The 21,186-nt window shown below is 62.1% G+C and carries 21 protein-coding genes; 10 read left to right on the forward strand and 11 right to left on the reverse strand.

Features of this window, described 5'->3' with window-relative positions; translation table 11 throughout:
- Window positions 1-11: 11 nt before the first annotated feature.
- From ACGYLO_RS20020 to ACGYLO_RS20060, 9 genes are all read left to right on the forward strand, one after another.
- The gene (locus tag ACGYLO_RS20020; RefSeq protein WP_067266573.1) at window positions 12-224 is read left to right on the forward strand and encodes a twin-arginine translocation pathway signal protein; all 213 of its coding nucleotides are present in this window, start codon (window positions 12-14) and stop codon (window positions 222-224) included.
- 101 nt (window positions 225-325) lie between these two features.
- Window positions 326-3,313, forward strand: a complete 2,988-nt coding sequence (locus tag ACGYLO_RS20025; protein WP_271690289.1) for a formate dehydrogenase subunit alpha — start codon at window positions 326-328, stop codon at window positions 3,311-3,313.
- 12 nt (window positions 3,314-3,325) lie between these two features.
- Window positions 3,326-3,919: a formate dehydrogenase FDH3 subunit beta gene (gene fdh3B / locus ACGYLO_RS20030; RefSeq protein WP_067266580.1), complete on the forward strand. Its 594-nt coding sequence runs from the start codon at window positions 3,326-3,328 to the stop codon at window positions 3,917-3,919.
- 67 nt (window positions 3,920-3,986) lie between these two features.
- Window positions 3,987-5,186, forward strand: coding sequence for a formate dehydrogenase subunit gamma (locus tag ACGYLO_RS20035; protein WP_271690290.1), 1,200 nt, complete (start codon window positions 3,987-3,989; stop codon window positions 5,184-5,186).
- A 34-nt stretch (window positions 5,187-5,220) separates the two neighbouring features.
- Entirely contained in the window at window positions 5,221-5,346 is a 126-nt protein-coding gene (locus ACGYLO_RS20040; RefSeq protein WP_259950196.1) for a hypothetical protein, read from the forward strand.
- A 17-nt stretch (window positions 5,347-5,363) separates the two neighbouring features.
- Window positions 5,364-6,719 carry a sigma-54 dependent transcriptional regulator gene (locus ACGYLO_RS20045; protein ID WP_271690291.1) on the forward strand — a complete coding sequence of 452 codons (1,356 nt, stop codon included), beginning with the start codon at window positions 5,364-5,366 and terminating at the stop codon, window positions 6,717-6,719.
- A 243-nt stretch (window positions 6,720-6,962) separates the two neighbouring features.
- Window positions 6,963-7,721: an amino acid ABC transporter substrate-binding protein gene (locus ACGYLO_RS20050; RefSeq protein WP_271690292.1), complete on the forward strand. Its 759-nt coding sequence runs from the start codon at window positions 6,963-6,965 to the stop codon at window positions 7,719-7,721.
- Window positions 7,722-7,724: 3 nt separating this feature from the next.
- Window positions 7,725-8,399 (forward strand): amino acid ABC transporter permease, encoded by a 675-nt coding sequence (locus tag ACGYLO_RS20055; RefSeq protein WP_271690293.1) that lies wholly within the window; start codon window positions 7,725-7,727, stop codon window positions 8,397-8,399.
- Window positions 8,396-9,130 carry an amino acid ABC transporter ATP-binding protein gene (locus ACGYLO_RS20060; RefSeq protein WP_271690294.1) on the forward strand — a complete coding sequence of 245 codons (735 nt, stop codon included), beginning with the start codon at window positions 8,396-8,398 and terminating at the stop codon, window positions 9,128-9,130. Before ACGYLO_RS20055 ends, ACGYLO_RS20060 begins: the two co-directional genes overlap by 4 nt.
- Before the next feature lie 249 nt (window positions 9,131-9,379).
- Here the strand turns inward: ACGYLO_RS20060 and dctP are convergent, their stop codons facing one another.
- From dctP to ACGYLO_RS20075, 3 genes are read right to left on the reverse strand one after another with little or no spacing between them, the layout of a single operon-like run.
- A complete protein-coding gene (gene dctP / locus ACGYLO_RS20065) occupies window positions 9,380-10,468 on the reverse strand; it encodes a TRAP transporter substrate-binding protein DctP (RefSeq protein WP_067266589.1) in 1,089 nt (362 codons plus the stop codon).
- Window positions 10,469-10,487: 19 nt separating this feature from the next.
- The gene (locus ACGYLO_RS20070) at window positions 10,488-11,783 is read right to left on the reverse strand and encodes a TRAP transporter large permease subunit (protein ID WP_067266597.1); all 1,296 of its coding nucleotides are present in this window, start codon (window positions 11,781-11,783) and stop codon (window positions 10,488-10,490) included.
- A gap of 16 nt (window positions 11,784-11,799) precedes the next feature.
- On the reverse strand, window positions 11,800-12,300 hold the full coding sequence (locus tag ACGYLO_RS20075; protein WP_271690342.1) for a TRAP transporter small permease subunit: 501 nt from the start codon (window positions 12,298-12,300) through the stop codon (window positions 11,800-11,802).
- A gap of 242 nt (window positions 12,301-12,542) precedes the next feature.
- Here ACGYLO_RS20075 and ACGYLO_RS20080 point away from each other — a divergent pair, with 242 nt between their 5' ends.
- The gene (locus tag ACGYLO_RS20080) at window positions 12,543-13,637 is read left to right on the forward strand and encodes a TRAP transporter substrate-binding protein (RefSeq protein ID WP_271690295.1); all 1,095 of its coding nucleotides are present in this window, start codon (window positions 12,543-12,545) and stop codon (window positions 13,635-13,637) included.
- A 190-nt stretch (window positions 13,638-13,827) separates the two neighbouring features.
- Here ACGYLO_RS20080 and ACGYLO_RS20085 read toward each other — a convergent pair whose 3' ends face one another.
- The 8 genes from ACGYLO_RS20085 to ACGYLO_RS20120 form a co-directional block, all read right to left on the reverse strand.
- The gene (locus ACGYLO_RS20085; protein WP_271690296.1) at window positions 13,828-15,219 is read right to left on the reverse strand and encodes a TRAP transporter large permease subunit; all 1,392 of its coding nucleotides are present in this window, start codon (window positions 15,217-15,219) and stop codon (window positions 13,828-13,830) included.
- Entirely contained in the window at window positions 15,219-15,797 is a 579-nt protein-coding gene (locus tag ACGYLO_RS20090; protein WP_067263666.1) for a TRAP transporter small permease subunit, read from the reverse strand. Before ACGYLO_RS20090 ends, ACGYLO_RS20085 begins: the two co-directional genes overlap by 1 nt.
- A 141-nt stretch (window positions 15,798-15,938) precedes the next feature.
- Window positions 15,939-16,859, reverse strand: coding sequence for an isoaspartyl peptidase/L-asparaginase family protein (locus ACGYLO_RS20095; RefSeq protein ID WP_271690297.1), 921 nt, complete (start codon window positions 16,857-16,859; stop codon window positions 15,939-15,941).
- Entirely contained in the window at window positions 16,856-17,755 is a 900-nt protein-coding gene (locus tag ACGYLO_RS20100; RefSeq protein WP_271690298.1) for a polysaccharide deacetylase, read from the reverse strand. The genes ACGYLO_RS20095 and ACGYLO_RS20100 overlap by 4 nt, the downstream gene beginning before the upstream one ends.
- A complete protein-coding gene (locus ACGYLO_RS20105) occupies window positions 17,752-18,504 on the reverse strand; it encodes an SDR family NAD(P)-dependent oxidoreductase (protein ID WP_271690299.1) in 753 nt (250 codons plus the stop codon). The genes ACGYLO_RS20100 and ACGYLO_RS20105 overlap by 4 nt, the downstream gene beginning before the upstream one ends.
- Window positions 18,501-19,514: a ketopantoate reductase family protein gene (locus ACGYLO_RS20110; RefSeq protein WP_271690300.1), complete on the reverse strand. Its 1,014-nt coding sequence runs from the start codon at window positions 19,512-19,514 to the stop codon at window positions 18,501-18,503. Before ACGYLO_RS20110 ends, ACGYLO_RS20105 begins: the two co-directional genes overlap by 4 nt.
- Complete coding sequence (locus ACGYLO_RS20115; RefSeq protein ID WP_271690301.1) at window positions 19,511-20,212, reverse strand: creatininase family protein; 702 nt, start codon at window positions 20,210-20,212, stop codon at window positions 19,511-19,513. The genes ACGYLO_RS20110 and ACGYLO_RS20115 overlap by 4 nt, the downstream gene beginning before the upstream one ends.
- A complete protein-coding gene (locus ACGYLO_RS20120; protein ID WP_271690302.1) occupies window positions 20,209-21,177 on the reverse strand; it encodes a GntR family transcriptional regulator in 969 nt (322 codons plus the stop codon). Before ACGYLO_RS20120 ends, ACGYLO_RS20115 begins: the two co-directional genes overlap by 4 nt.
- Window positions 21,178-21,186 lie beyond the last annotated feature (9 nt).

The raw sequence follows: 21,186 nt of genomic DNA on the forward strand, positions 1-21,186 counted from the left end.
GGAGAGAGAAGATGACACGCAAGCCAGAGGGATCCACCGACACAGCCGTTCGCAAGGATCGGCGCGACTTTCTGAAATTCGCAGGCAGCGCCGCGCCTTTGGCCGCCGTCGCCGTGGCCACCACCGGGACCGAGGCCGAAGCGGCCAAGGCACCCGACCTGTCGTCGGACCGTATCCAAGACACCGAACACACGCGCGCCTATTACGCCGCTGCGCGGTTCTGACCAGATAACCGGGGCGCGGCCCCGAAAATTGGCAGGGCGACAACGCCCGCCGTTCAATAGCCACCTCAGGCGGGGCCAGCCCGCGCATAGGGAGTGAAGATATGTTGAGGAAAAAGACCAATGGGGTCGCGCGGTCTGCGCAGCGGACAGGCATCTTGTCCGATGTGGCGCGCAGCGGTATTGACCGGCGCGCGTTCCTGCGCGGCTCGGGACTTGCCATCGGTGGGCTTGCCGCAATCGCGGGCACCGCGGGCAGCGTGCAACAGGCCAGCGCCGCCACCGCCGCCGTCAGCGGCAAGATGGAAGTCAAGAAATCCGTCTGCACCCATTGCTCGGTCGGTTGTACCGTCATCGCCGAAGTGTCGGACGGTGTTTGGCTGGGTCAGGAACCCGGTTGGGACAGCCCCTTCAACCTCGGTGCGCATTGCGCCAAGGGTGCTTCGGTCCGTGAGCACGCCCATGGCGAACGCCGCCTGAAGTACCCGATGAAAAAGGTCGGCGGCGAATGGCAGCGGATTTCTTGGGATCAGGCGATCAATGAGATCGGCGACAAGATGCTGTCGATCCGCGACACCTCCGGCCCGGATTCGGTCTATTGGCTGGGCTCGGCGAAACACTCCAACGAACAGGCCTATCTGTTCCGCAAGTTCGCGGCCTACTGGGGCACCAACAACGTCGACCACCAGGCGCGGATCTGCCACTCCACCACCGTGGCGGGCGTGGCGAACACATGGGGCTACGGCGCCATGACCAACAGCTACAACGACATCCACAAGTCGCGTGCGATCTTCATTATCGGCGGCAACCCTGCCGAGGCGCACCCCGTTTCGCTTCAGCACGTGCTGAAGGCGAAAGAGGAAAACAACGCGCCGCTCATCGTCTGCGATCCGCGTTTCACCCGCACCGCGGCCCATGCCGACGAATATGTGCGCATGCGTCCCGGCTCGGACGTGGCGCTGGTCTGGGGCATCCTCTACCACATCTTCGAGAACGGCTGGGAGGATGAGGAATTCATCCGCACCCGCGTTTGGGGCATGGATGAGATCCGCAAGGAAGTCGCCAACTGGACCCCGGACGAGGTCGAGCGCGTCACCGGCGTGCCCGGCTCCCAGCTTGAGCGCGTCGCGCGCACGCTGGCCAACCACCGTCCCGGCACCGTGATCTGGTGCATGGGTGGCACGCAGCACACCAACGGCAACAACAACACCCGCGCCTACTGCATCCTGCAGCTGGCCCTTGGCAACATGGGCACCGCGGGCGGCGGCACCAACATCTTCCGCGGCCACGACAACGTGCAGGGTGCCACCGACCTTGGCGTTCTGGCCGATACGCTGCCGGGCTACTACGGTCTGTCCGATGGCTCTTGGGCGCATTGGGCGCGCGTTTGGGGCGAGGATCTTGAATGGATCCAGAGCCGTTTCGCCGCTTGGACCGATGGCGCAGGCGAAGAGCAGCGCATGATCAACCTCACCGGCATCCCGGTATCGCGTTGGATCGACGGCGTGCTTGAGGATCGTGAGAACCTCGAACAGCCCGACAACACCAAAGCGATGGTGCTCTGGGGCCACGCGCCGAACTCGCAAACCCGTCAGGGCGAGATGAAAACGGCGATGGAGAAACTCGACCTCTTGGTCGTGGTCGACCCATACCCCACCGTTTCCGCCGTTCTGCATGACCGCACCGAAGACACCTATCTTCTGCCGGCCTGTACGCAGTTTGAAACCTCTGGCTCGGTCACCGCATCCAACCGCTCGCTCCAGTGGCGCGAAAAGGTCGTGGAGCCGCTGTTCGAAAGCCTGCCCGACCACACGATCCTCTATAAGTTCGCCAAGAAGTTCGGCTTTGAAGATCGCATGTTCCGCAACATCGAGGTGAATGGTGAAGAGCCGCTCATCGAGGATCTGACACGCGAGTTCAACAAGGGCATGTGGACCATCGGCTACACCGGGCAGTCGCCCGAGCGGATGAAGATGCACATGCAGAACCAGCATACTTTCGACAAAACCACCCTGCGTGCCGTTGGTGGCCCGGCGGATGGCGATTACTACGGTATGCCGTGGCCCTGCTGGGGCACGCCCGAGATGAAGCACCCCGGCACCGCGAACCTCTACGACATGTCGCTGCCGGTGGCAGATGGCGGTCTGACCTTCCGCGCCCGTTTCGGCGTGGAACGTGATGGTGAGAACCTTCTGGCCGAGGGCGTCTATTCCAAAGGGTCCGAGATCAAGGATGGCTATCCCGAATTCACCATGCAGATGCTGATTGACTTGGGTTGGGACAGTGATCTGACAGCGGATGAGCGTCGCATCATCGAAGCCGTCGCCGGTTATGAAGCGCCGCAAAACGCCGATGACGGGCAGGCGGAAGTCGGTGAAACCTCGCAACAGGGTGAGATCGATTCCGATTACGTGGCCCAAGTTGGCGGCATCAACTGGAAGACCGACCTGTCGGGCGGCATCCAGCGGGTGGCGATCGCGCATGGCTGCGCCCCATTCGGCAACGCCAAGGCCCGCTGCGTGGTCTGGACCTTCCCCGATCCGGTGCCGAAACACCGCGAACCGCTTTATTCCAACCGGCGTGATCTGGTGGCGGATTATCCGACCTATGACGACAAGACCTTCTGGCGGGTGCCGACGCTCTATGCGTCGATCCAAAAGAACGACTTCTCGCAGGAATTCCCGATCATCCTCACATCTGGCCGTCTGGTCGAATATGAGGGCGGCGGGGATGAGACCCGGTCGAACCCATGGCTGGCCGAGCTGCAACAGAACATGTTCATTGAGATCAATACCCGTGACGCCAACAACCTCGGCGTGCGCGACGGGTCCGATGTCTGGGTCGAAGGCCCGGAGGGCGGCAAGATCAAGGTGATGGCGATGGTGACCGAACGTGTCGGCGAGGGGGTGGCCTTCATGCCCTTCCACTTCGGCGGGCACATGGGCGGCGTCAGCCTGCGGGACAAATACCCCGATGGGGCCGACCCGATCGTGCTGGGCGAAAGCACCAACACCGTGCAGACTTACGGCTACGATTCAGTCACGCAAATGCAGGAGACCAAAGCGACTCTCTGCAAGATCATGCCAGCGTAAGGAGACAAGAGAATGGCAAGAGCAAAGTTTCTCTGCGATGCCGAGCGCTGCATTGAATGCAACGCCTGCGTTACGGCTTGTAAGAACGAACACGAAGTCCCTTGGGGCATCAACCGCCGCCGCGTGGTGACCATTCAGGACGGCCAGCCGGGCGAACGCTCGATTTCGGTCGCCTGTATGCACTGCTCAGACGCGCCCTGCATGGCGGTCTGCCCGGTGGATTGTTTTTACCAGACCGACGACGGCATCGTGCTGCACTCCAAAGACCTCTGCATCGGCTGCGGCTACTGCTTCTACGCCTGCCCCTTCGGCGCGCCGCAGTATCCGCAGGCCGGCAACTTCGGCAGCCGTGGCAAGATGGACAAATGTACCTTCTGCGCCGGCGGCCCCGAGGAAAACCACAGCCAAGCCGAGTTCCAGAAGTATGGCCGCAACCGGATCGCCGAAGGCAAACTGCCGATCTGCGCCGAGATGTGTTCGACCAAGGCGCTTCTGGCCGGTGACGGGGACATGGTCTCGGACATCTACCGCGAGCGCGTTGTCGCACGCGGCTTCGGCTCCGGCGCTTGGGGCTGGGGCACGGCTTACGAGCAAAAGGGCCAGTAACGGCTTTCGGGGGCGGCCTGATCGGGCCGTCCCTTTTCTCCATATCTGTCTAGCCGGGGGATTTCCCATGCTGCGCCACCTGATGGCTCTTTTCATTCTCGCCTTGGCCGCGCTGCCGGTCAGCGTCACGGCGCAGGACGTGCGCCTGCCTGAGAACGCGACCCCTTTGGCCATCGACCGCGCCAGCACCGGCGGCGCGCAGAACTTGGCCGATATCGAACGGCGTCAGAACGGCGCAGAGATCGACGATGGGTTCAGGCGCAACAATCTGGGCGGCGATGCGGCCACGGTGCCAAGCCTTGGCCCGCTCGGCGGACGCTCCGACCCCGACCTCTGGCGCGGCATCCGCTATAACGAATTGCCCGTGCGCGTGAGCACGATGAACAAGACGGGCCGCGTCCTTGTTCAAGACAACGGGATGTGGTGGCAGCAATTCCGCGAAGGCCCACTTGCGACCTATGGCGCTTGGCTGCTCGCCGGAACGCTGGCCGTTCTGCTGCTCTTTTACCTTTTGCGGGGCCGGATCCGGATCGAAGGCGGAAAGGTCGGGCGCACCGTCACCCGCTTTAAAGCCATTGAGCGTTTCGCGCATTGGATGCTGGCGGGCTCGTTCATCCTGCTCGCGCTGACGGGCTTGGCCACGCTCTTTGGTCGCAAGGTCGTCATCCCTCTGCTGGGGCATGAGTTCAACTCGACCCTGCTGACCGGGTCGAAGTTCATCCACAACAACGTCTCATGGGCCTTCATGATCGCGCTCGTCATGGTCTTCGTCATGTGGATTTGGCACAATATCCCGAACAAGACGGATTGGGTCTGGATCAAACAGGGTGGCGGTTTCATCGGTGACAAACACCCGCCCGCCAAGAAGTTCAACTTCGGCCAAAAGATCGTCTTCTGGGCCGTGATCCTGCTGGGCTTCTCGGTCTCGCTCTCGGGGCTGTCGCTGCTCTTTCCCTTCGAGATCCAGCTTTTCGGTCATACCTTCGGCATCATCAACGACGTCGGCATGGCAGAATTGGCCGGCATGGGCCCACTGCAGGACGACCTGACCCCGCATGCCGAAATGCAATATGCCCAATTGTGGCACGCGATCATCGGCTTTTTGATGATGGCGGTGATCTTGGGGCACATCTATATCGGGACGCTCGGCATGGAAGGCGCCTTTGACGCCATGGGCAATGGCGAGGTCGATGAGCGTTGGGCCGAACAGCACCACTCGCTCTGGCTTGATGAGGTCAAACAAGACAAACGGACCCCCGCAGAATGACGGGCGGCGGCGTTCAAATCAAAGGAGTCGCGCGATGAAAGCCATGTTGGCAGGGTTTCTGGGCGTCGCGGTGATCGGCGTCGTGGCCTATTTCGGGCTGCATGAGATAGGCTTTTCCTCCGCCGAGGTCTATTCAGGTGAAAACGTCCGGCTGGACTGACACCAAAGAGGCATATCATGGTGGCAGGCGATGAATACGGCGGCACGCTCGAAGGCGCGTCGATCCTTGTGATCGACGATGAACCGGGGATGCGCCATTTCCTCACCAAGATATTGGAGCCCCGCGTCAAACGCGTGGCGCAAGCGGCCTCTCCTGCGGAGGCCACCAAACTCTTGGATGAAGCGCATTTCGATGTGGTCGTTCTGGACAACGTGATGCCCGGCAAAACCGGGTTGGAATGGGTCGTCGAACAGCGCCGCAAGGGGTTCTACGCCGACACGGTCCTGATCACCGCCTATGCCGATCTTGAAACCGCCATTGCCGCACTCCGGGCGGGCGTGAGTGATTTCGTGCTGAAACCCTTCCGGGCAAATCAAATCCTCGGCGCGGTGTCGCGCACATTGGACCGCAAGAACCTGCGCCGCGACAATACCCTGCTCAGGCGCGAGTTGCAGGGTGGCACGGCAGTGCAGATGCTCGGCAAGTCCGAGGCGCTGTCGAAGGTCCGCGGCATGCTCAACCGTCTAGCCCCGGTGCCGACGCCGGTGCTCTTCACCGGTCCCAGCGGCACGGGCAAGGAGTTGGCCGCGCGGCAGTTGCACCAAATGTCCGACCGCGCCGATAATCCCTTCGTCGCGGTGAACTGCGCCGCCATTACGCCGGACCGGATCGTGCCCGAACTCTTTGGCGCGGTGGAGGGGAACGAGACCCTGCAACCGGGGCTGTTCCTTTTGGCCGACGGCGGCACGTTGTTTCTGGACGAAGTGGCGCAGATGCCGGAGCAGCTACAGGCGGCGCTTTTGCGGGTGTTGGAAGACCAGCGCATCCGGCCCGACGGGGCAGAGCGGGAGATTCCGCTGAACCTGCGGTTCCTGTTCGCCACCAACGCCGACCTGCCCAAGGCGGTGGGAGAGGGGCGTTTTCGCGCCGACCTCTATCACCGCATGAACGTGGTTGAAGTCGCGATGCCGCCGCTCAAGGACCGGTCTGAGGATATCGTCGAACTGGCAGCGATGTTCATGCAGCAGTTTTCGACCGCGCTTGGCATGCCCGCGCTGCGTTTGGATGCGGAGACTTTGCTGAAACTGCGCCGTTACGACTGGCCCGGAAATGTGCGCGAATTGCGCAATCTGATCGAACGCTCGGTGATCCTCGGCAGCCTGCCCGAAGCCTTTGCGGGCCATGGCGCGGTCGATGGGCCGCGGGCGATTGAAGACCTCGAACTGGTCACGCAGCGCCATATGTTGCACATCCTTGATCTGTCGAATGGCAACCGGGCCGAGGCCGCGCGCCGCTTGGGCGTGTCTCGCAAAACCGTCGACCGCAAGCTCGCCGCTTGGGCTGCCGAAGGGTTGGATATCGAGGCGTTTTGACGGATAAAGCTATGCCAATTGCGCATATCTGTTCCGCATATGAGGAATCTGCTTCAAATTCGCAGAATATTGTTCCGTCACATACACTGTGACTGGGAGGGTATCCCCGACGGGGGCGCTCTCCTAAACCCGTTATTCCATCTGAACCGATCCTGCCCGTCAAACGTTCCTGTTTCAGCGACGGTGTTGAAGCGGGCGGCGCCCAGTGACATCTGAAGCGCAAGCGTTAGAGGAGTAAATTCAATGCTGAAACAGATCGTTACCGCCACCGCGCACGCCGCGGTTACCGGCACCGCAGCCTTTGCCCAAGACAATGACACGCTCCGCGTCGGCATGTCGGGCGGCTATTTCCCCTTCACCTTCGTGAAGCAAGACGTGCTTCAGGGTTTTGAAGTCGATGTCATGAACGCCGTCGGCGGAGAGGCGGGTTTTGAGGTCGAGTTCGAGACTATGGCGTTCTCCGGCCTGATCGGCGCGCTGGACGCAGGCCGCATTGACACGATCGCCAACCAGATCACCATCACGCCCGAGCGTCAGGAAAAGTTCGCCTTTACCGCGCCTTATGTCTTTGACGGTGCGCAGGTCGTGACCAAAGAGGGCAACGAAGAGATCGGCGGCGTCGAAGACCTGCGTGGCAAAACCGTTGCGGTGAACCTCGGGTCGAACTTCGAGCAGCTTTTGAACGAACTCGCCTTCGCGGATGAGATCGAGATCAAGACCTATGAGGCCAACATCGCCCAAGATACCGCGCTTGGCCGGGTCGATGCCTTTGTGATGGACCGGGTTTCTTCGGCGCAGCTTATTCAGGAAAGCCCCCTGCCGTTGCAACTGGCGGGCAAGCCTTTCTCTGAGATCCGCAACGCCCTGCCGTTCCAAGACAATGACGAAGGCCGCGCGCTGCGTGACCGTGTCGACACCGCGCTGGAATCCCTGCGCGAAGACGGTACACTGGCCAAAATCTCGGACAAGTGGTTCGGCACAGACATCACCAAAGCGGAGTAACCCATGCGGGCGCTAGACCTTGACTACATGCTGGGGCTGGTGCCCGTCATATTGGGCTACGTACCGCTGACCTTGTTCATGGCGGTGGCGGGGATGGTGTTCGCACTCATCCTTGCCTCGCTTTTGGCGGTTGAACGGGTTGTGAAAGTGCCCGTGCTCGACTGGCTCGTGATCGTTTTCATCAGCTTCTTCCGCGGCACGCCGCTGCTGGTGCAACTGTTTCTCTTCTACTTCGGTCTGCCGCAGGTGCTGTCGTTCCTGACCAATATCAGCGGTGTGACTGCCGCCATCATGGGGCTGACCCTGCATTTCGCCGCCTATATGGCCGAAAGCATCCGCGCCGCGATCATGGGGGTGGACCGCAGCCAATGGGAGGCCGCCCAGTCCATCGGCATGACCCAAGGTCAGATGATGTGGCGGATCATCCTGCCACAGGCCGCCCGGATCGCCGCGCCGACGTTGGTGAATTATTTCATCGACATGATCAAAGGCACGTCGCTCGCCTTTACCCTCGGCGTGACCGAGATGATGGGCGCGGCCCAGAAAGAAGCCGCCGGAAGTTTCCTTTATTTCGAGGCCTATCTCGTTGTCGCCATGATCTATTGGGTCATCGTCGAAGCGCTAAGCCAAGTGCAAAAGCGGCTTGAAACCTATCTGAATAAGGCGTTCGTGCGATGATCGATATCACTGGCCTGACCAAAGATTTCGGCGGCGCGCCGGTTCTGAACGGCATTGATTTGCAGATTGCCGAGGGCGAGCGGGTGGTTGTGATTGGCCCCTCGGGCACCGGCAAGTCGACCCTGTTGCGCTGTCTCAATTTTCTCGACGTGCCGCAAGAGGGGGTCATTCGCATCGGCGATGTGACCGTCGACGCCGCCAAGGCGCGCAAAGCGGATATTCTGGCGCTGCGCCGCCGGACGGCGATGGTGTTCCAGAACTACGCGCTTTTCGCCAATAGGACGGCGAAAGAGAACATCATGGAAGCGCTCGTCACGGTGCAGAAACGCCCCAAGGCCGAGGCCGAAGAACGCGCGCTCGCGGTTTTGGCTGAGACCGGCTTGGCCGATAAGGCTGACAGTTTCCCGGCGGCGTTGTCCGGTGGGCAGCAACAGCGTGTTGGCATCGGTCGCGCCATGGCACTCGGGGCGGAACTGATGTTGTTCGATGAGCCGACCTCGGCGCTCGATCCGGAATGGGTGGGGGAGGTGCTCGACCTTATGCGCGCGGTGGCGGAGCGCAAGCAGACCATGCTGATCGTGACTCATGAGATGCAGTTCGCCCGCGAGATCGCAGATCGGGTGATCTTTATGGACGGCGGGAAGATTGTTGAGAGCGGTGCGCCGTCGGAGATTTTTGGCGCGCCGAAGGATGCGCGTTTGCAGAAGTTCTTGAAACGGGTTGAGGGGTAGGGTGATTTTGCCACCCGGGCCCGGGACAAGCCGCAGGCGCCGGGCCATCGCCTGCCCGCCCCCCGGGTAGGCGATTTGGTGAGGCTGGGTGCAACCTCGCGAAGGCACATCATGGTTGAACCATGAAGTGCGACCGAACATCTGTCAGATCGCCGACCCGCGGGCAGGCGATGGCCCTCGATCTTCTTCCCCAAACGTAAAAAGGCCCGCCATTTGGCGGGCCTTTCCGTTTAAACCTGACGGCTCAAATCACTCCGCGCAGGCGCGGATCTTCTCGATGTCCGGTCCATTCGGCGTGCGGCCAAGGTTGAACGGAGCCGACGCGTCACGCCATTTGGCGTAGTCGTTCAGATACTCCAGCTGGCTCAGGTAGACCTTGGCGGAATCGGGATTCTCGCAGGCGGTCTCTTCGATGGTCTCGTTCGCCATCTCCTGAACCTTGGTCAGCGTCTCGTCATCATAGCGGTTGATTTCGATGCCCGCGTCGAGAAACTGCTGGTAGGCTTCGGTCGCGCGCTTTTCAGTGAAGGACAGCGACCAAACGAGGTTGGCCTGCGCCGCAATCTCAAGCGCTTCGCGGGTCTCGTCCGACAGGGCGTCCCATGCGCCTTTGTTGATCATCACGCCGAAGATCGAAGCAGACTGGTGCCAGCCCGGTGTCGCCCAGTATTTGGTGACCTGCTGGAAACCACCCGAGAAGTCGACGTTCGGGGTCGAGAATTCCGCGCCATCGATCACGCCGCGCTCAAGCGACTGATAGATTTCGCCACCAGCCATGGAGACCTGCGACCCGCCTAGTTTTTCCAACAGACGGCCCTGCTCCAGACCCGACAGACGCAGACGCTTGCCCTTGAGGTCTTCCAGCGTGACGATCTGCTCGTTGGTGCGGAAGCCGGATTCGTTGTTGGTCACGCCGTAGGGCAGATAGACCATGCCGAACTTGCCGTAGATTTCGTTATAAAGCTCTTTGCCGCCCCATTGCTCGATCCAGTTGACGTAGTCCACCGCGTTGAACAGGCTCGCCGTGGTCGCCAGCGGCGAGAAGGCAGAGTTGCGGCCCGCCCAGTAACCGGGCCAGTCGGCGCCAGCCTGCACGGTGTTGGATTCAACCGCGCCGAACACTTCGCCCGCGGGCACGAGGGAGCCGCCTTCGAAGAACTCGATGGTCAGGTCGTCGCCGGTCAGCTTGTTGGCCAGATCGACGAAATGCTTGTCGATCTCGATCAGTTCCAGCGAAGTGGGCCATGTGGTGGTCATGGTCCAGCTGTCTTGGGCCGCGGCCTGCGTGGCAACGCCCGCGCAGAGTGCCAGACCGGCAAGGGTTGATTTCAATTTCATAATCTCTCTCCTCCGTTGATTATTTTGTATAGAGCGTTTCCGGCAGCCAGGTGACAAGCTGCGGGAACAGGGCGATGGCCACGCACATCATCAGGATCAGACCGATGAAAGGCAGCACGCCGACGATGATATGCGACGTCTTGACCTCACGCGGGGCAATGGCGCGCAGGTAGAAGAGCGCATATCCAAAGGGCGGGGTCAAAAAGGACGTTTGCAGAACCACCGACATCAGGACGACGAACCACAACAGGCTCACGTCCATCTCCTGCACGATCGGCAGGAAGATCGGGAAGGACAGCAGCACGATGCCGGTCCAGTCGAGGAAGGCCCCGAGGATGAAGACGATGAACATCATCATCGCGATCAAGAGCCAAGGCGCCATGTCGAGGTTGCGGATGATCTCCTGCGTCGCGCGCAGACCCCCGGTGATGTTGAACACGCCGGTAAAGGCCGTGGCGCCCACGACGATAAACAGGATCATCGCCGAGGTGCGCCCTGTTTCCAGCATCGCGCCGTAGAAAGAGGCCCAGCTGAACTTGCCGCGCATGATGACGATGACCAGCGCCAGCGCCGCACCGATGGCGGAAGCTTCTGTCGCCGTGGCGATGCCCGCGAGCAGAGAGCCCAGAATGCCGAGGATCAGCACCAGCGGCGGCACGGCTTCGATCAGCAGCATGCGAACAAGCGCGGGTTTCGAGATTTTCTCATCCGGCTCGACGGCGGGGGCCATGTCGGGTCGGACCACGGCGACGACGAAAACCCAGACCGCATAGAGCAGCCCCAGCACCACGCCCGGCACCATGGCGCCCGCGAAAAGCTCTCCCACCGAGAGGGGGGAATAAGAGGCCATGAGGATCAACATGATCGACGGCGGGATCAGAATGCCCAAACAGCCCGAGGCGGCGATGACCCCGGTGGTCAGGGTCGGGCTATAGCCATATTGCAGCATCGGGCGCAGGGCCATCACGCCCATCACGGTGATCGAGGCGCCGATGATACCCGTGGTCGCGGCGAGCAGGATCGAAATAAAAACCACCGCCAGCGCCAGACCGCCGCGAATGTTCGACATCAAAAGTCGCAGTGATTCGAACATCTTATCCGTCACGCCCGAATCGGACAGGAACCGTGCCATCAAGATAAAGAGCGGAATCGCGATCAGCGTGAAGTTGTCCAGCACATCGCCGAAAATCCGGTTGATGACGATGCCCAGCACCATCGGTTTGCCGGCGATGACAGCGCCCAAAACGGCGGTGCCGCCCAGAACGAAGGCCAGCGGGTGGCCCATGAAAAGGCCCAGCAGAAGCAGGCCGAACATGGTGAGAGCAATGAGTTCAGGCGTCACGGGTCAGTTCCTGACGGTTAAGTACGAGTTTCAAAAATTCCGCTACGCCTTGCAGCAGCAAAAGACCGGCAGCGAGGGCCATGGCCATTTTGAGCGGATAGACCGGCAGCTGGACCGAGCCATATGTCGTCTCACCTTGGGCATAGGAGCGCATGGCGAATTCATAAGAGCGGGTGGTGAAGATCCAGGCGAAGGGGAAGAAAAAGATCACATAGCCCGCCGCTTCGACCCAGCGGCGCAGGCTGGGGCCAAGAGTTTCGGTGATCAGATCGACCCGCACATGGGCCTGATGGCGCAGCGCATAGCCGCCCAGCATCACGAAATAGAAGCCATAAAGTTGTTTCGTGACGTCAAAGGCCCAGCGGGTCGGGTCATTCAGCGCATAGCGCATGAAGACGTCATAGATGATGATTGCGGCGAAAATGACGGCGACGACCGACACGATGCGCCCGACGAATTCGTTCATCTGGTCGATGAATTTTATCAAGATCTGAGCCCTCCCTGGCAGCTCGCACATTATTGGCCTTTCTGCCGAAAACAAGGCAAAAGACCATTAATAATGCTGCTTTAAGTAGCACTACGTATGCGGCTTGGGGCGGGATTGTCCAGAAGGTGAGATTTCAATTTGCCTAAGCCATGGACATTTTCGAAAAGCGACGATTATCTGCTGCGCATGGCCCTCCGCGTCGACGTCGGGGGAGGCTAAGCAAATATCCGTTTGGGAGGAAAAACATGGATCGTCGTTCATTTATCCGCAAAGCCGGTGTGATGGGGGCAGGTGCCGCCGCCACGACACTTGCAGCGCCCGCTATTGCGCAGGGCAACATCACCTGGCGCATGGTCACCACATGGCCCAAGAACTTCCCCGGTCTGGGTGTCGGCGCGCAGCGTCTGGCCGACCGGATCACCGCCGCCTCGGGTGGCGAGCTGACCATTCAGGTCTTCTCGGCTGGTGAGATGGTGCCCCCGCTGCAATCGCTCGACGCCGTGATCGACGGCACCGCCGAGATGAGCCATGGCGCCGCCTACTACTGGCAGAACAAATCCCCCGCGCTGTCGTTCTTCACCGGCGTGCCCTACGGCATGACGACGCCGGAATTGACCGCATGGATGCGCTACATGGGCGGTCAGGAAATCTGGGACGAGATCTATGACCAGTTCGGCGTTCAGGGTTTCTTGTCGGGCAACACCGGCACGCAGACCGGCGGCTGGTTCCGCGATGAGCTGAAAAGCCTCGACGACGTCAAAGGCGTACGCTTCCGGACGCCGGGCCTTGGTGGCCGCGTGTGGGAGAAACTGGGCGCGACCGTGACCAACATGGCCGCGGGCGAGATCTTCCAAGCGCTTCAGTCGGGCACGCTCGACGCTGCGGAATTCGTCGGCCCCTACAACGATCTGGCGCTCGGCTTCCATCAGGTGGCCAAGAACTACTACATGCCGTCCTTCGTGGAATCGGGTCTGGCGACCGAGCTTGTCGTCGACAAGAAGAAGTATCAGGAACTGCCCGAGAACCTGCAGGCGATCATCCGTGACGTCAGCCAAGCGGAATACGACCAAGTCGCTGCGGACTTCTACGCGAACGATCCGCGCGCGCTGAAGACCCTGCAGGAAGAGCATGGCGTGACCGTGCGCAACTTCCCCGACGACATCATGGAAGCCGGTGCCAAAGCCTCGGTCGAAGTGGTCGAAGAACTGCGCAACAGCGACGACCCGCTGGTCAAGAAGACCGCCGAGAGCTTTGTCGAAGCGCTGAACCTCGTCCGCACCCGGACCGAGAACATCGACAGCCCCTATGTGCAGGCGCGTCAGAAGTTCCTGAAGTACTGAGCTTCGCGCTGATTGGAAGGGCCCGGTGGTAACGCCGGGCCCTTTTTCGTTTGAGCACGAAGGGCATCGCCCTCCGGGGGGAGGGAGGGCGATGCCCGGCGTGCCGCCGGGCGGGACATTGGCGGATGTTTGGAAAACAAAAAAAGGCCCGGCGTTGCTGCCGGGCCTTTGAACGTCGAGGGGGGCTATCTCACCCTGCGATCACCTTAGGCAACCAAGTCACGATCTGCGGGAAGGCAAACAAGATCGCAATCGCCACCACCTGCAACATCACGAAGGGCAGGATACCTTTGTAAATCGCGCTCGTCGGCAGATCCGACGGGGCCACCCCGCGCAGATAGAACAGCGCAAAGCCGAAGGGCGGCGTCAGGAAGGATGTCTGCAAGTTCACCCCGACCAAGACACCCAGCCAGATCGGATCGATGTCCAGCATCAACAGCACCGGCGCGGTGATCGGGATCACGATAAAGATGATCTCAAAGGTATCGAGGATGAAGCCCAAGAAGAACATGATGATCATCACCACCGCCACTGCGGCCAAGGGGCCGCCGGGCAGGTTGCTGAGGAACTCATGCACCAGATTGTCGCCGCCCATCATGCGGAACACGATGGAAAAGACCGAAGCCCCCAACAGAATGACAAAGACCATGCTGGTGATCGTGGCCGTGGCGATCATCGTCTCCCGCAGGATGCGGAAGGACAGACGCCAGCGCATGGCCGCAAGCACCATCGCCCCCACAGCACCGACAGAGGCCGCCTCGGTCGGGGTGGCGATGCCGCCGAGGATCGAGCCCAGCACGGCGAGGATCAGCAAGAGCGGCGGCATCAGGGCGACAAAGAAATCTCGCACCAGCTGGCTTTTCTCATCCGCCGGAACTGGCGTCGCGGGGCAGGAGGCTGGCGCGGTCGCGGCTTTGAACAGAACGTAGCTCAGGTAAAGCGAAACCAGCAAAATCCCCGGCAGCAGCGCCCCGGCGAAAAGATCCCCGACCGAGACGGGCGTGGGGGCAAAGTTGCCCTTGGCCATCTGCACCTGAGAGTTAATGCCCGAAAGCATGTCGCCCATGAAGATCAACACGGTGGAGGGCGGAATGATCTGACCCAAGGTGCCGCTGGCGCAGATCACCCCAGTGGCAAGCTTGGGGTCATAGCCCGCCCGCAACATCGCGGGCAGCGAGATGAGGCCCATGGTGACAACCGTCGCCCCCACGACGCCCGTGGATGCCGCGAGCATCGCGCCCACAAGCACCACCGAAATCCCCAAACCGCCGCGCATATTGCCGAAAAGTTTGCCCATGGTGAGCAAAAGCTGCTCGGCGATCTGGCTGCGTTCCAGCATCACCCCCATGAAGATAAAGAGCGGCACGGCGACCAAGACTTCGTTGGTCATGAAGCCGATATAGCGGTTCGGCAACGAGCCGAAGTTCGAGGGATCGAAAACGCCGAACCCCATGCCCACGGCGCCAAACAGCAGCGACACGCCCGCAAGTGTGAAAGCCACCGGAAAGCCGAGCAGCAAAAAGCCGATCACGCCAAAGAACATGAGCGCGGCGAGCATCTCGCCAATGAAAATCGGATCCATCAAACGGCTCCCTGCGGATGGTCTGCGGGGATTTGGTCCCGGCTGTATTGCATGGATTTGGGCACCAGCTCAGCATTGCCGCTAAGCACGAGGATGGAGCGGATGATCCATGCAATCCCTTGAATTGCGAGTAGAAATGCGAAGCCGATGATGAAGGCTTTGAGAATGTAAAGCCCCGGCATGCCGCCCACATTGGCCGACCCTTCCTGATAGCCCCAAGCGCGGATCACGAAGGGGATCGAATAGGTGTAGACGATCCAGCAGAAGGGCAGCAGAAAGACGATGACACCGATCAGGTCAATGAGCGCGCGGCGGGCCATGGTGGCGGGGCGGTAGAAGATGTCGACGCGCACATGGTCATCGCGCAGCAGCGCAAAGCCGGCCACGGCCGTGAACATCGCGCCGTTGAGCCAGATATAAAGGTCTTGCATCCAAACGAAGCTGATCGCGAAGACATAGCGCTGCACGACCACGGTGAAACAGACCAACACGATGCCGAGTGCGAGCCATGAGAAGAGATTGCCGATGACCAAATTCACCGCGCAGATCACCCTGGCAATTGCTGCTAAAAAACGCACCTTGTCCCCTCTCCCGTCAAGTTCGTTTGATCGTCAATCAAAGGGAGGGGACAAAATGTCAAGATTTAGATGGCGGGCGGCTCTTCCCGGCTGCATTTGGCGCCTTCCCGTGGCAGGAAGGCAACCGAAGGGCCGCGCCGCTCAATAGATACTGGTCTCGGGCGCGCTGCCTTTACGCACCATGCCGCGGTACATGCCCTGCGAGTTGAAGGGCATAGCGATATTGCCCGCCGCATCCACCGCGATGATCCCGCCGGAGCCGTCGTTGGGTGCCAGATCCTGCATCACCACATGTTCGGCGGCGGTGGCCAGATCCTCGCCCGCGTGGCGCATCCGCGCGGCGATCTCCCCGGCGGCGTTCCAGCGGATGAAAATCTCGCCATGCCCGGTGGCGGAGACGGCGCAGGTCTCGTTGTCCGCGAAAGTGCCCGCGCCGATCATCGGCGTGTCGCCAACCCGGCCTGGGGCCTTGGCGGTCATGCCCCCCGTTGAGGTGGCGGCGGCAATGTTGCCCGCCGCGTCGCGCGCCACGGCCCCCACGGTGCCATGCCGCCGCGCCGGGTCGTCCGAAACCTCGCCCCGGGCGCGCATCTCAAGCGTCTCCTGCAAGGCATCCCAGCGGGACTGGGTGAAGAAGTAGTCACGGTCGGCGAACTCGAGGCCCGCCTGCCGCGCGATCTCCAGCGCGTTGGGGCCGATGAGGGTGACATGCTCGGTCCGTTCCATGACGGCGCGCGCCAGTTTCACCGGGTTCTTCGGCCCGAAGACCCCGGCGACCGAGCCTGCGCGCCGGTCGGCGCCATCCATCACGGCGGCGTCCATCTCCTGCAGGCCCTCGGAAGTATAGACCGCGCCGCGCCCTGCGTTGAACAGCGGCTCGTCTTCGAGCGCGCAGACAGCGGCCACCACCGCGTCCATCGCGCTGCCACCGTCGCGCAGCACCGCTTCGCCTGCTTCCAGCGCCCGGGCGAGGCCGTCGTGGTAGGCGGCCTCCTTTTCGGGCGTCATGTTTTCCTTGAGGATGGTTCCGGCACCGCCGTGAATGGCAAGGGAATAGGTCATGTGTGTCCTTTCAATCCGGCCTGTTCGGCGCAATAGGCTGCGATCTCGGCATGGGTGGCGATCCAGCAATCGCCGCGGGATTTGATGTGGTCGATCAGCTCGTCAAGGATGAAGATACGCGAGCGGTAGCCTGTCACATGCGGGTGCATGGTCAAGAGAAACAGACCGCCCTCGTCATAAGCGCCGTCGAACTCGCGCCGGAAAATGTCGAGCACATCCGCGGGCGGCGTATAGGGCCTCTGCGCGCCAAAACGGTTCATCATGAAATAGACGGCGTCGTCGCGAATCCACTCCACCGGCAGTTCGACGATGCCGGTCGCCTCGCCCTTCTCGACGATTTCGTAGGGGTCGTCGTCCGAGAACAGGGAGCTGTCGTAGAGAAGCCCCATCTCGCGGGCGATCGAGAGCGTGTGGGCACTGTAGTCCCAGGACGGCGTGCGCATGCCGACGGGGCGGATGCCGGTGATCTTTTCCAGCGTGTCCGAGGCGCGCAGCATCAGATCGCGCTCGGCCTCCGGCGGCACCTGCGTGTTGCGCTCGTGGATCCAGCCGTGAAGGCCGATCTCGTGGCCCTCCTCGGCAAGGCTGCGCTGCTCCTCGGGGTGCAGCAGGGCGGAGACGGCGGGCACGAAGAAGCTCGCCTTCACCCCATGCCGGTCAAGGACGCGGCGGATGCGGGGGATGCCACGCCGTGCGCCGTATTCGCCCCAGCCGAGGCGCGCAATGCTTGTGCCGCCGTCGCGTAGCTCGTTGGTTTCGTGATCGCTGTCGAAACTCAACGCCACGGCACAGCGCGCGCCGCCGGGCCAGGATTTCGGCAACAGGTTTTGCCCTGCTCGGACCTGTTCGACCAGCCCCCGCCAATGCGGCTCGTCCCATTCATGCGGCTCGCTCATGCGTGGCCTCCGTCGACGGAAAGGATTTGCCCCGTGATCCAACCGGCGCGGTCGGAGCAGAGGAAGGTGACTGCGTCGGCGATGTCCTGCGCGCGGCCCAGACGGCGCATGTGGATGCCGCCGATGATCTGCTTCTGCCGCTCGGGGCCGAAGGCGTCCCATTGCTTTTCCGTCGAGGGGTTCGACAGGACAAAGCCGGGGGCCACGGAATTCACGGTGATGCCCTGCGGCCCAAGCTCCAGCGCGAGCTGCTTGGTCAGGCCGAGCAGCGCGTGTTTCGCCGCCGCATAGGCCTGAATGCCGGTGAGGCTGGGCTTCAGCCCCGCGCCGGAGGAGATGGTGACGATCCGGCCCGACCCCGCGCTCTTCATCGCGGGCGCGAAACCTTGCGCACACCACATGGCGGCATCGACATTGGCTTTAAAGATCGCCTGCCAGTCGGCCTCGCCGATCTCCTCCAGCGGGCGGCCGACCTGACCGCGCACGCCGCCGGCGGAAGTCACCAGCCCGTCGATCCGTCCGTGACGTTCGAGGATCTCGGCGCAGAGCGCGAGGGTTGTTTCGCGGTTGCCCAGATCGCCGCTATGCAGCGTCACGCCCTCGGCCTTCAGCGGGGCGAGGCCCGCGACGTCGATGTCCATCGCGGCCACGGTGGCCCCGGCGGCGCGCAGTTCGGATAGGATCGCGGCGCCGATGCCCTGTGCTGCGCCCGTTACGGCAAAGACCTTGCCGGTCAGATCGATCTTCATGCCGCCACCAGCAAATTGACGAGGTCGGCGGATTGGGCGCGCTTGCCGTCCTCGATGTCGTGGATGAGGTCCACCATGCGCGCCAGTGTCGGCACCGAGATGCCTGCCTCCCGGCCCAAGTCGACCATAACCCCGATTTGCGCGTCGACCTCGGTCTTGCGCTTGCGCACCGCGAGGTCGCGCCAGATGCCGGAGTGGGTCTTGGCGGTCTTGCGGTTGTGGGCGATCATTTTCTGCATCGCGGCGTCGATGGCGGCGGTGTCATTGGTGCGGAAGGCTTCCGGGTCGAACCCGTTGAAGCCGAGAGGGGAGACGCCCTCATGCGCGGCCAGTGTCATCACCTCGTGGCCAAGCGCGCGGTAGGCGGCGCGGTGTTCGTCGCGGGCCATGGCGTCGGACATGCTGTCGGGGGTGAGGGCGGTGCAGAACAGCAACGCGCCGTAGCCCATCTTGCCCCAGAGGTAGCCCCAGATGTTGTCGGTGGCGACGGCTTCGGGTTCGACCAGTTGCAAAAGGCCATGCACCTCGGCCACGCGGTCGCTCATGCGCCCGTCGAGTTCCCCCACAGCTACGGCGGCGCGGTTGCCGAAGAGGATGCGGCCCGGCTCCAGCCAGTCGGCGCCGTAGTTCACGAAACAGCCCACCGTGTTCTCGGCCCCGATGCGTGCGGCGATGACCTTTTCGTTGAGCCCGTTCTGGGCCGAGACGACATAGCCGCCCGGCGCGAGATGGGGGGCAAGCATCTCCAAAGCGGCGGCGGTGTGGTGCGCCTTCACGCAGAGGAAAATGCGGTCGTATTGGCCAGTCAGTTCGTCCGGCGTGCTGGCCGGGAGGACTTGAGTAAATGCTTCGACCGGGCCTTCAATGCGCAGTCCGCTGCTGCGCATGGCTTCGACATGCTCTTCCACGACATCGACCATATGCACGACATGACCCGCGCGGGCGAAATAGGCGCCGAGGATGCCGCCGATGGCACCGGCGCCCCAGATCAGGATCGGGGTCTCGCTCATGCCCAATCCCCCTCGAGCTGCGCGCGGGTCTCGCGCACGGCGATCTCCCACAGCCGGTCGGTATCTGCGTCCGGCTTCTGGTAGACGCCGCCGTAGTTGCCGTCTCCGATGAGCGCACGCACGCCGGCAGCGTTGCGGTCGCGCAGGCGGTCGAAGTCGACGAAGGGTTTTTGCTCGTCCGGCAGTTCGCGGCCGGGCAGGCGGGTCCAGGGGAAGTTCTCCATCCAGGAGGCGTGGGAGGCGACGGGGTCGATCTCCTGCACGCAGTTCCACGTCTCGGGCGCGCGCCACCAGTCGTGGAAGCGGCAGCGGGCGCCTTCGTTGGCCTCCATCCACTCCATCGTGACGGGCTGGACCGGGCTGTTGCCGCCGTGACCGTTGACGATCAGCACGCGGCGGAAGCCGGTGGCATAGAGGCTGTCGAGGATGTCGCGCAAAAGCGCCGCATAGGTCGAAAGCTTCAGCGAGACCGAGCCGGGGAAACCCATGAAATAGGGCGTCAGACCGTAGGCCACGGCCGGAAACACCGGCACGCCCAGAGGTTCGGCGGCATCGGCGGCGACCTTTTCCGATAGGATCGAATCGACCGAGAGGCTGAGGTAGGCGTGCTGCTCGGTGCTGCCCAAGGGGAGGACGCAGCGGTCGTCGGTCTTGAGGTATTCTTCGATCTCGAACCAATTGCTTTCGGATATCTTCATTCTTCGGCGGCCTTTGCGGATTTGAGAGAGGCCCGGCATGTCTCAATGGCGGGCAGGATTTCTGAACGGATGGCGTGCACGTCTGGGGTGTGACGGTATTCAAAAGCGGTCTGCTCGGGGCGCAACGCGCCACGAAGGTAGTCGGCACCGGTGGCATAGATGACCACATCTGCCTCGCGCATGGCCGATGACAGGCCATTCTCGTCACGAACCTTCATGGTCAACTGCGTGACATGGGGGGCAAACCGCAGGATGCCCGCTTTCATGATCGTAACGAAGCCGGGAAAATAGGAGTAAGCGAGCGTCTTGGCGTCAGGCGGGATCGAAGCCAGCGCCACGCGGGTCGCCTCGTTGGGGATGAGCGTCAGGCCCAGCACCTCGACATTCGGCAAGATTTCTCGCGTTTTGGACAGCAGAGTTTTGGGCGCGATAATCAGGTCGATGTCCTTGGGCGGATTGGGTGAGATCTCATCCAGAACGGCGGCGTCGATCTCATCGCCCTCGGGCAGATGCTGGCGCAGTTCATCGGCATAAGCGCGGGTCGCGTCGATGAAATTGCCGACCATCAGAATGCGCAGCGGGCGCGGGCTGGCGCTGCTGGCCATGGAAATGCGCACAGCCAGTTCCGACGCGCTGACGCCACAGGATTTCGCGAGGCTCAACAGTTCAGCGATCTGTTGATCAAGCTGACGAAAGCGCCCGTCGTGGGCGCGGCTGCCACCGCCGCTGACGAATGTACCCGAGCCGACACGCCCCTCGACCAACCCCGAGGATTGCAGCGCGGCGTAGACATTGCTGACCGTGACCGGGGAAATCTTCATCCGTGCGGCCAAAGCGCGGACCGAGGGCAGGCGCGCGTCGGAGGGCAATTCGCCCGACGCAATCCCGAATTCCAGCGCTCCGCGGAGCTGAACGGAAAGAGATACGGACGAGCTGCGATCCATCGCCTGTACGATTCGATCCATTGCCCGTTC

The organism is Sulfitobacter sp. 1A13353, from assembly GCF_043557255.1.
Classification (GTDB): Bacteria; Pseudomonadota; Alphaproteobacteria; order Rhodobacterales; family Rhodobacteraceae; genus Sulfitobacter; species Sulfitobacter faviae.

Excerpts from the sequence above, each read along its gene's own strand:
- ACGYLO_RS20020 (WP_067266573.1), top strand. The coding sequence starts at position 12 with ATGACACGCAAGCCAGAGGGATCCACCGACACAGCCGTTCGCAAGGAT.
- ACGYLO_RS20025 (WP_271690289.1), top strand. The coding sequence starts at position 326 with ATGTTGAGGAAAAAGACCAATGGGGTCGCGCGGTCTGCGCAGCGGACA.
- fdh3B (WP_067266580.1), top strand. The coding sequence starts at position 3,326 with ATGGCAAGAGCAAAGTTTCTCTGCGATGCCGAGCGCTGCATTGAATGC.
- ACGYLO_RS20035 (WP_271690290.1), top strand. The coding sequence starts at position 3,987 with ATGCTGCGCCACCTGATGGCTCTTTTCATTCTCGCCTTGGCCGCGCTG.
- ACGYLO_RS20040 (WP_259950196.1), top strand. The coding sequence starts at position 5,221 with ATGAAAGCCATGTTGGCAGGGTTTCTGGGCGTCGCGGTGATCGGCGTC.
- ACGYLO_RS20045 (WP_271690291.1), top strand. The coding sequence starts at position 5,364 with ATGGTGGCAGGCGATGAATACGGCGGCACGCTCGAAGGCGCGTCGATC.
- ACGYLO_RS20050 (WP_271690292.1), top strand. The coding sequence starts at position 6,963 with ATGCTGAAACAGATCGTTACCGCCACCGCGCACGCCGCGGTTACCGGC.
- ACGYLO_RS20055 (WP_271690293.1), top strand. The coding sequence starts at position 7,725 with ATGCGGGCGCTAGACCTTGACTACATGCTGGGGCTGGTGCCCGTCATA.
- ACGYLO_RS20060 (WP_271690294.1), top strand. The coding sequence starts at position 8,396 with ATGATCGATATCACTGGCCTGACCAAAGATTTCGGCGGCGCGCCGGTT.
- dctP (WP_067266589.1), bottom strand. The coding sequence starts at position 10,468 with ATGAAATTGAAATCAACCCTTGCCGGTCTGGCACTCTGCGCGGGCGTT.
- ACGYLO_RS20070 (WP_067266597.1), bottom strand. The coding sequence starts at position 11,783 with ATGTTCGGCCTGCTTCTGCTGGGCCTTTTCATGGGCCACCCGCTGGCC.
- ACGYLO_RS20080 (WP_271690295.1), top strand. The coding sequence starts at position 12,543 with ATGGATCGTCGTTCATTTATCCGCAAAGCCGGTGTGATGGGGGCAGGT.
- ACGYLO_RS20085 (WP_271690296.1), bottom strand. The coding sequence starts at position 15,219 with ATGGATCCGATTTTCATTGGCGAGATGCTCGCCGCGCTCATGTTCTTT.
- ACGYLO_RS20095 (WP_271690297.1), bottom strand. The coding sequence starts at position 16,859 with ATGACCTATTCCCTTGCCATTCACGGCGGTGCCGGAACCATCCTCAAG.
- ACGYLO_RS20100 (WP_271690298.1), bottom strand. The coding sequence starts at position 17,755 with ATGAGCGAGCCGCATGAATGGGACGAGCCGCATTGGCGGGGGCTGGTC.
- ACGYLO_RS20105 (WP_271690299.1), bottom strand. The coding sequence starts at position 18,504 with ATGAAGATCGATCTGACCGGCAAGGTCTTTGCCGTAACGGGCGCAGCA.
- ACGYLO_RS20110 (WP_271690300.1), bottom strand. The coding sequence starts at position 19,514 with ATGAGCGAGACCCCGATCCTGATCTGGGGCGCCGGTGCCATCGGCGGC.
- ACGYLO_RS20115 (WP_271690301.1), bottom strand. The coding sequence starts at position 20,212 with ATGAAGATATCCGAAAGCAATTGGTTCGAGATCGAAGAATACCTCAAG.
- ACGYLO_RS20120 (WP_271690302.1), bottom strand. The coding sequence starts at position 21,177 with ATGGATCGAATCGTACAGGCGATGGATCGCAGCTCGTCCGTATCTCTT.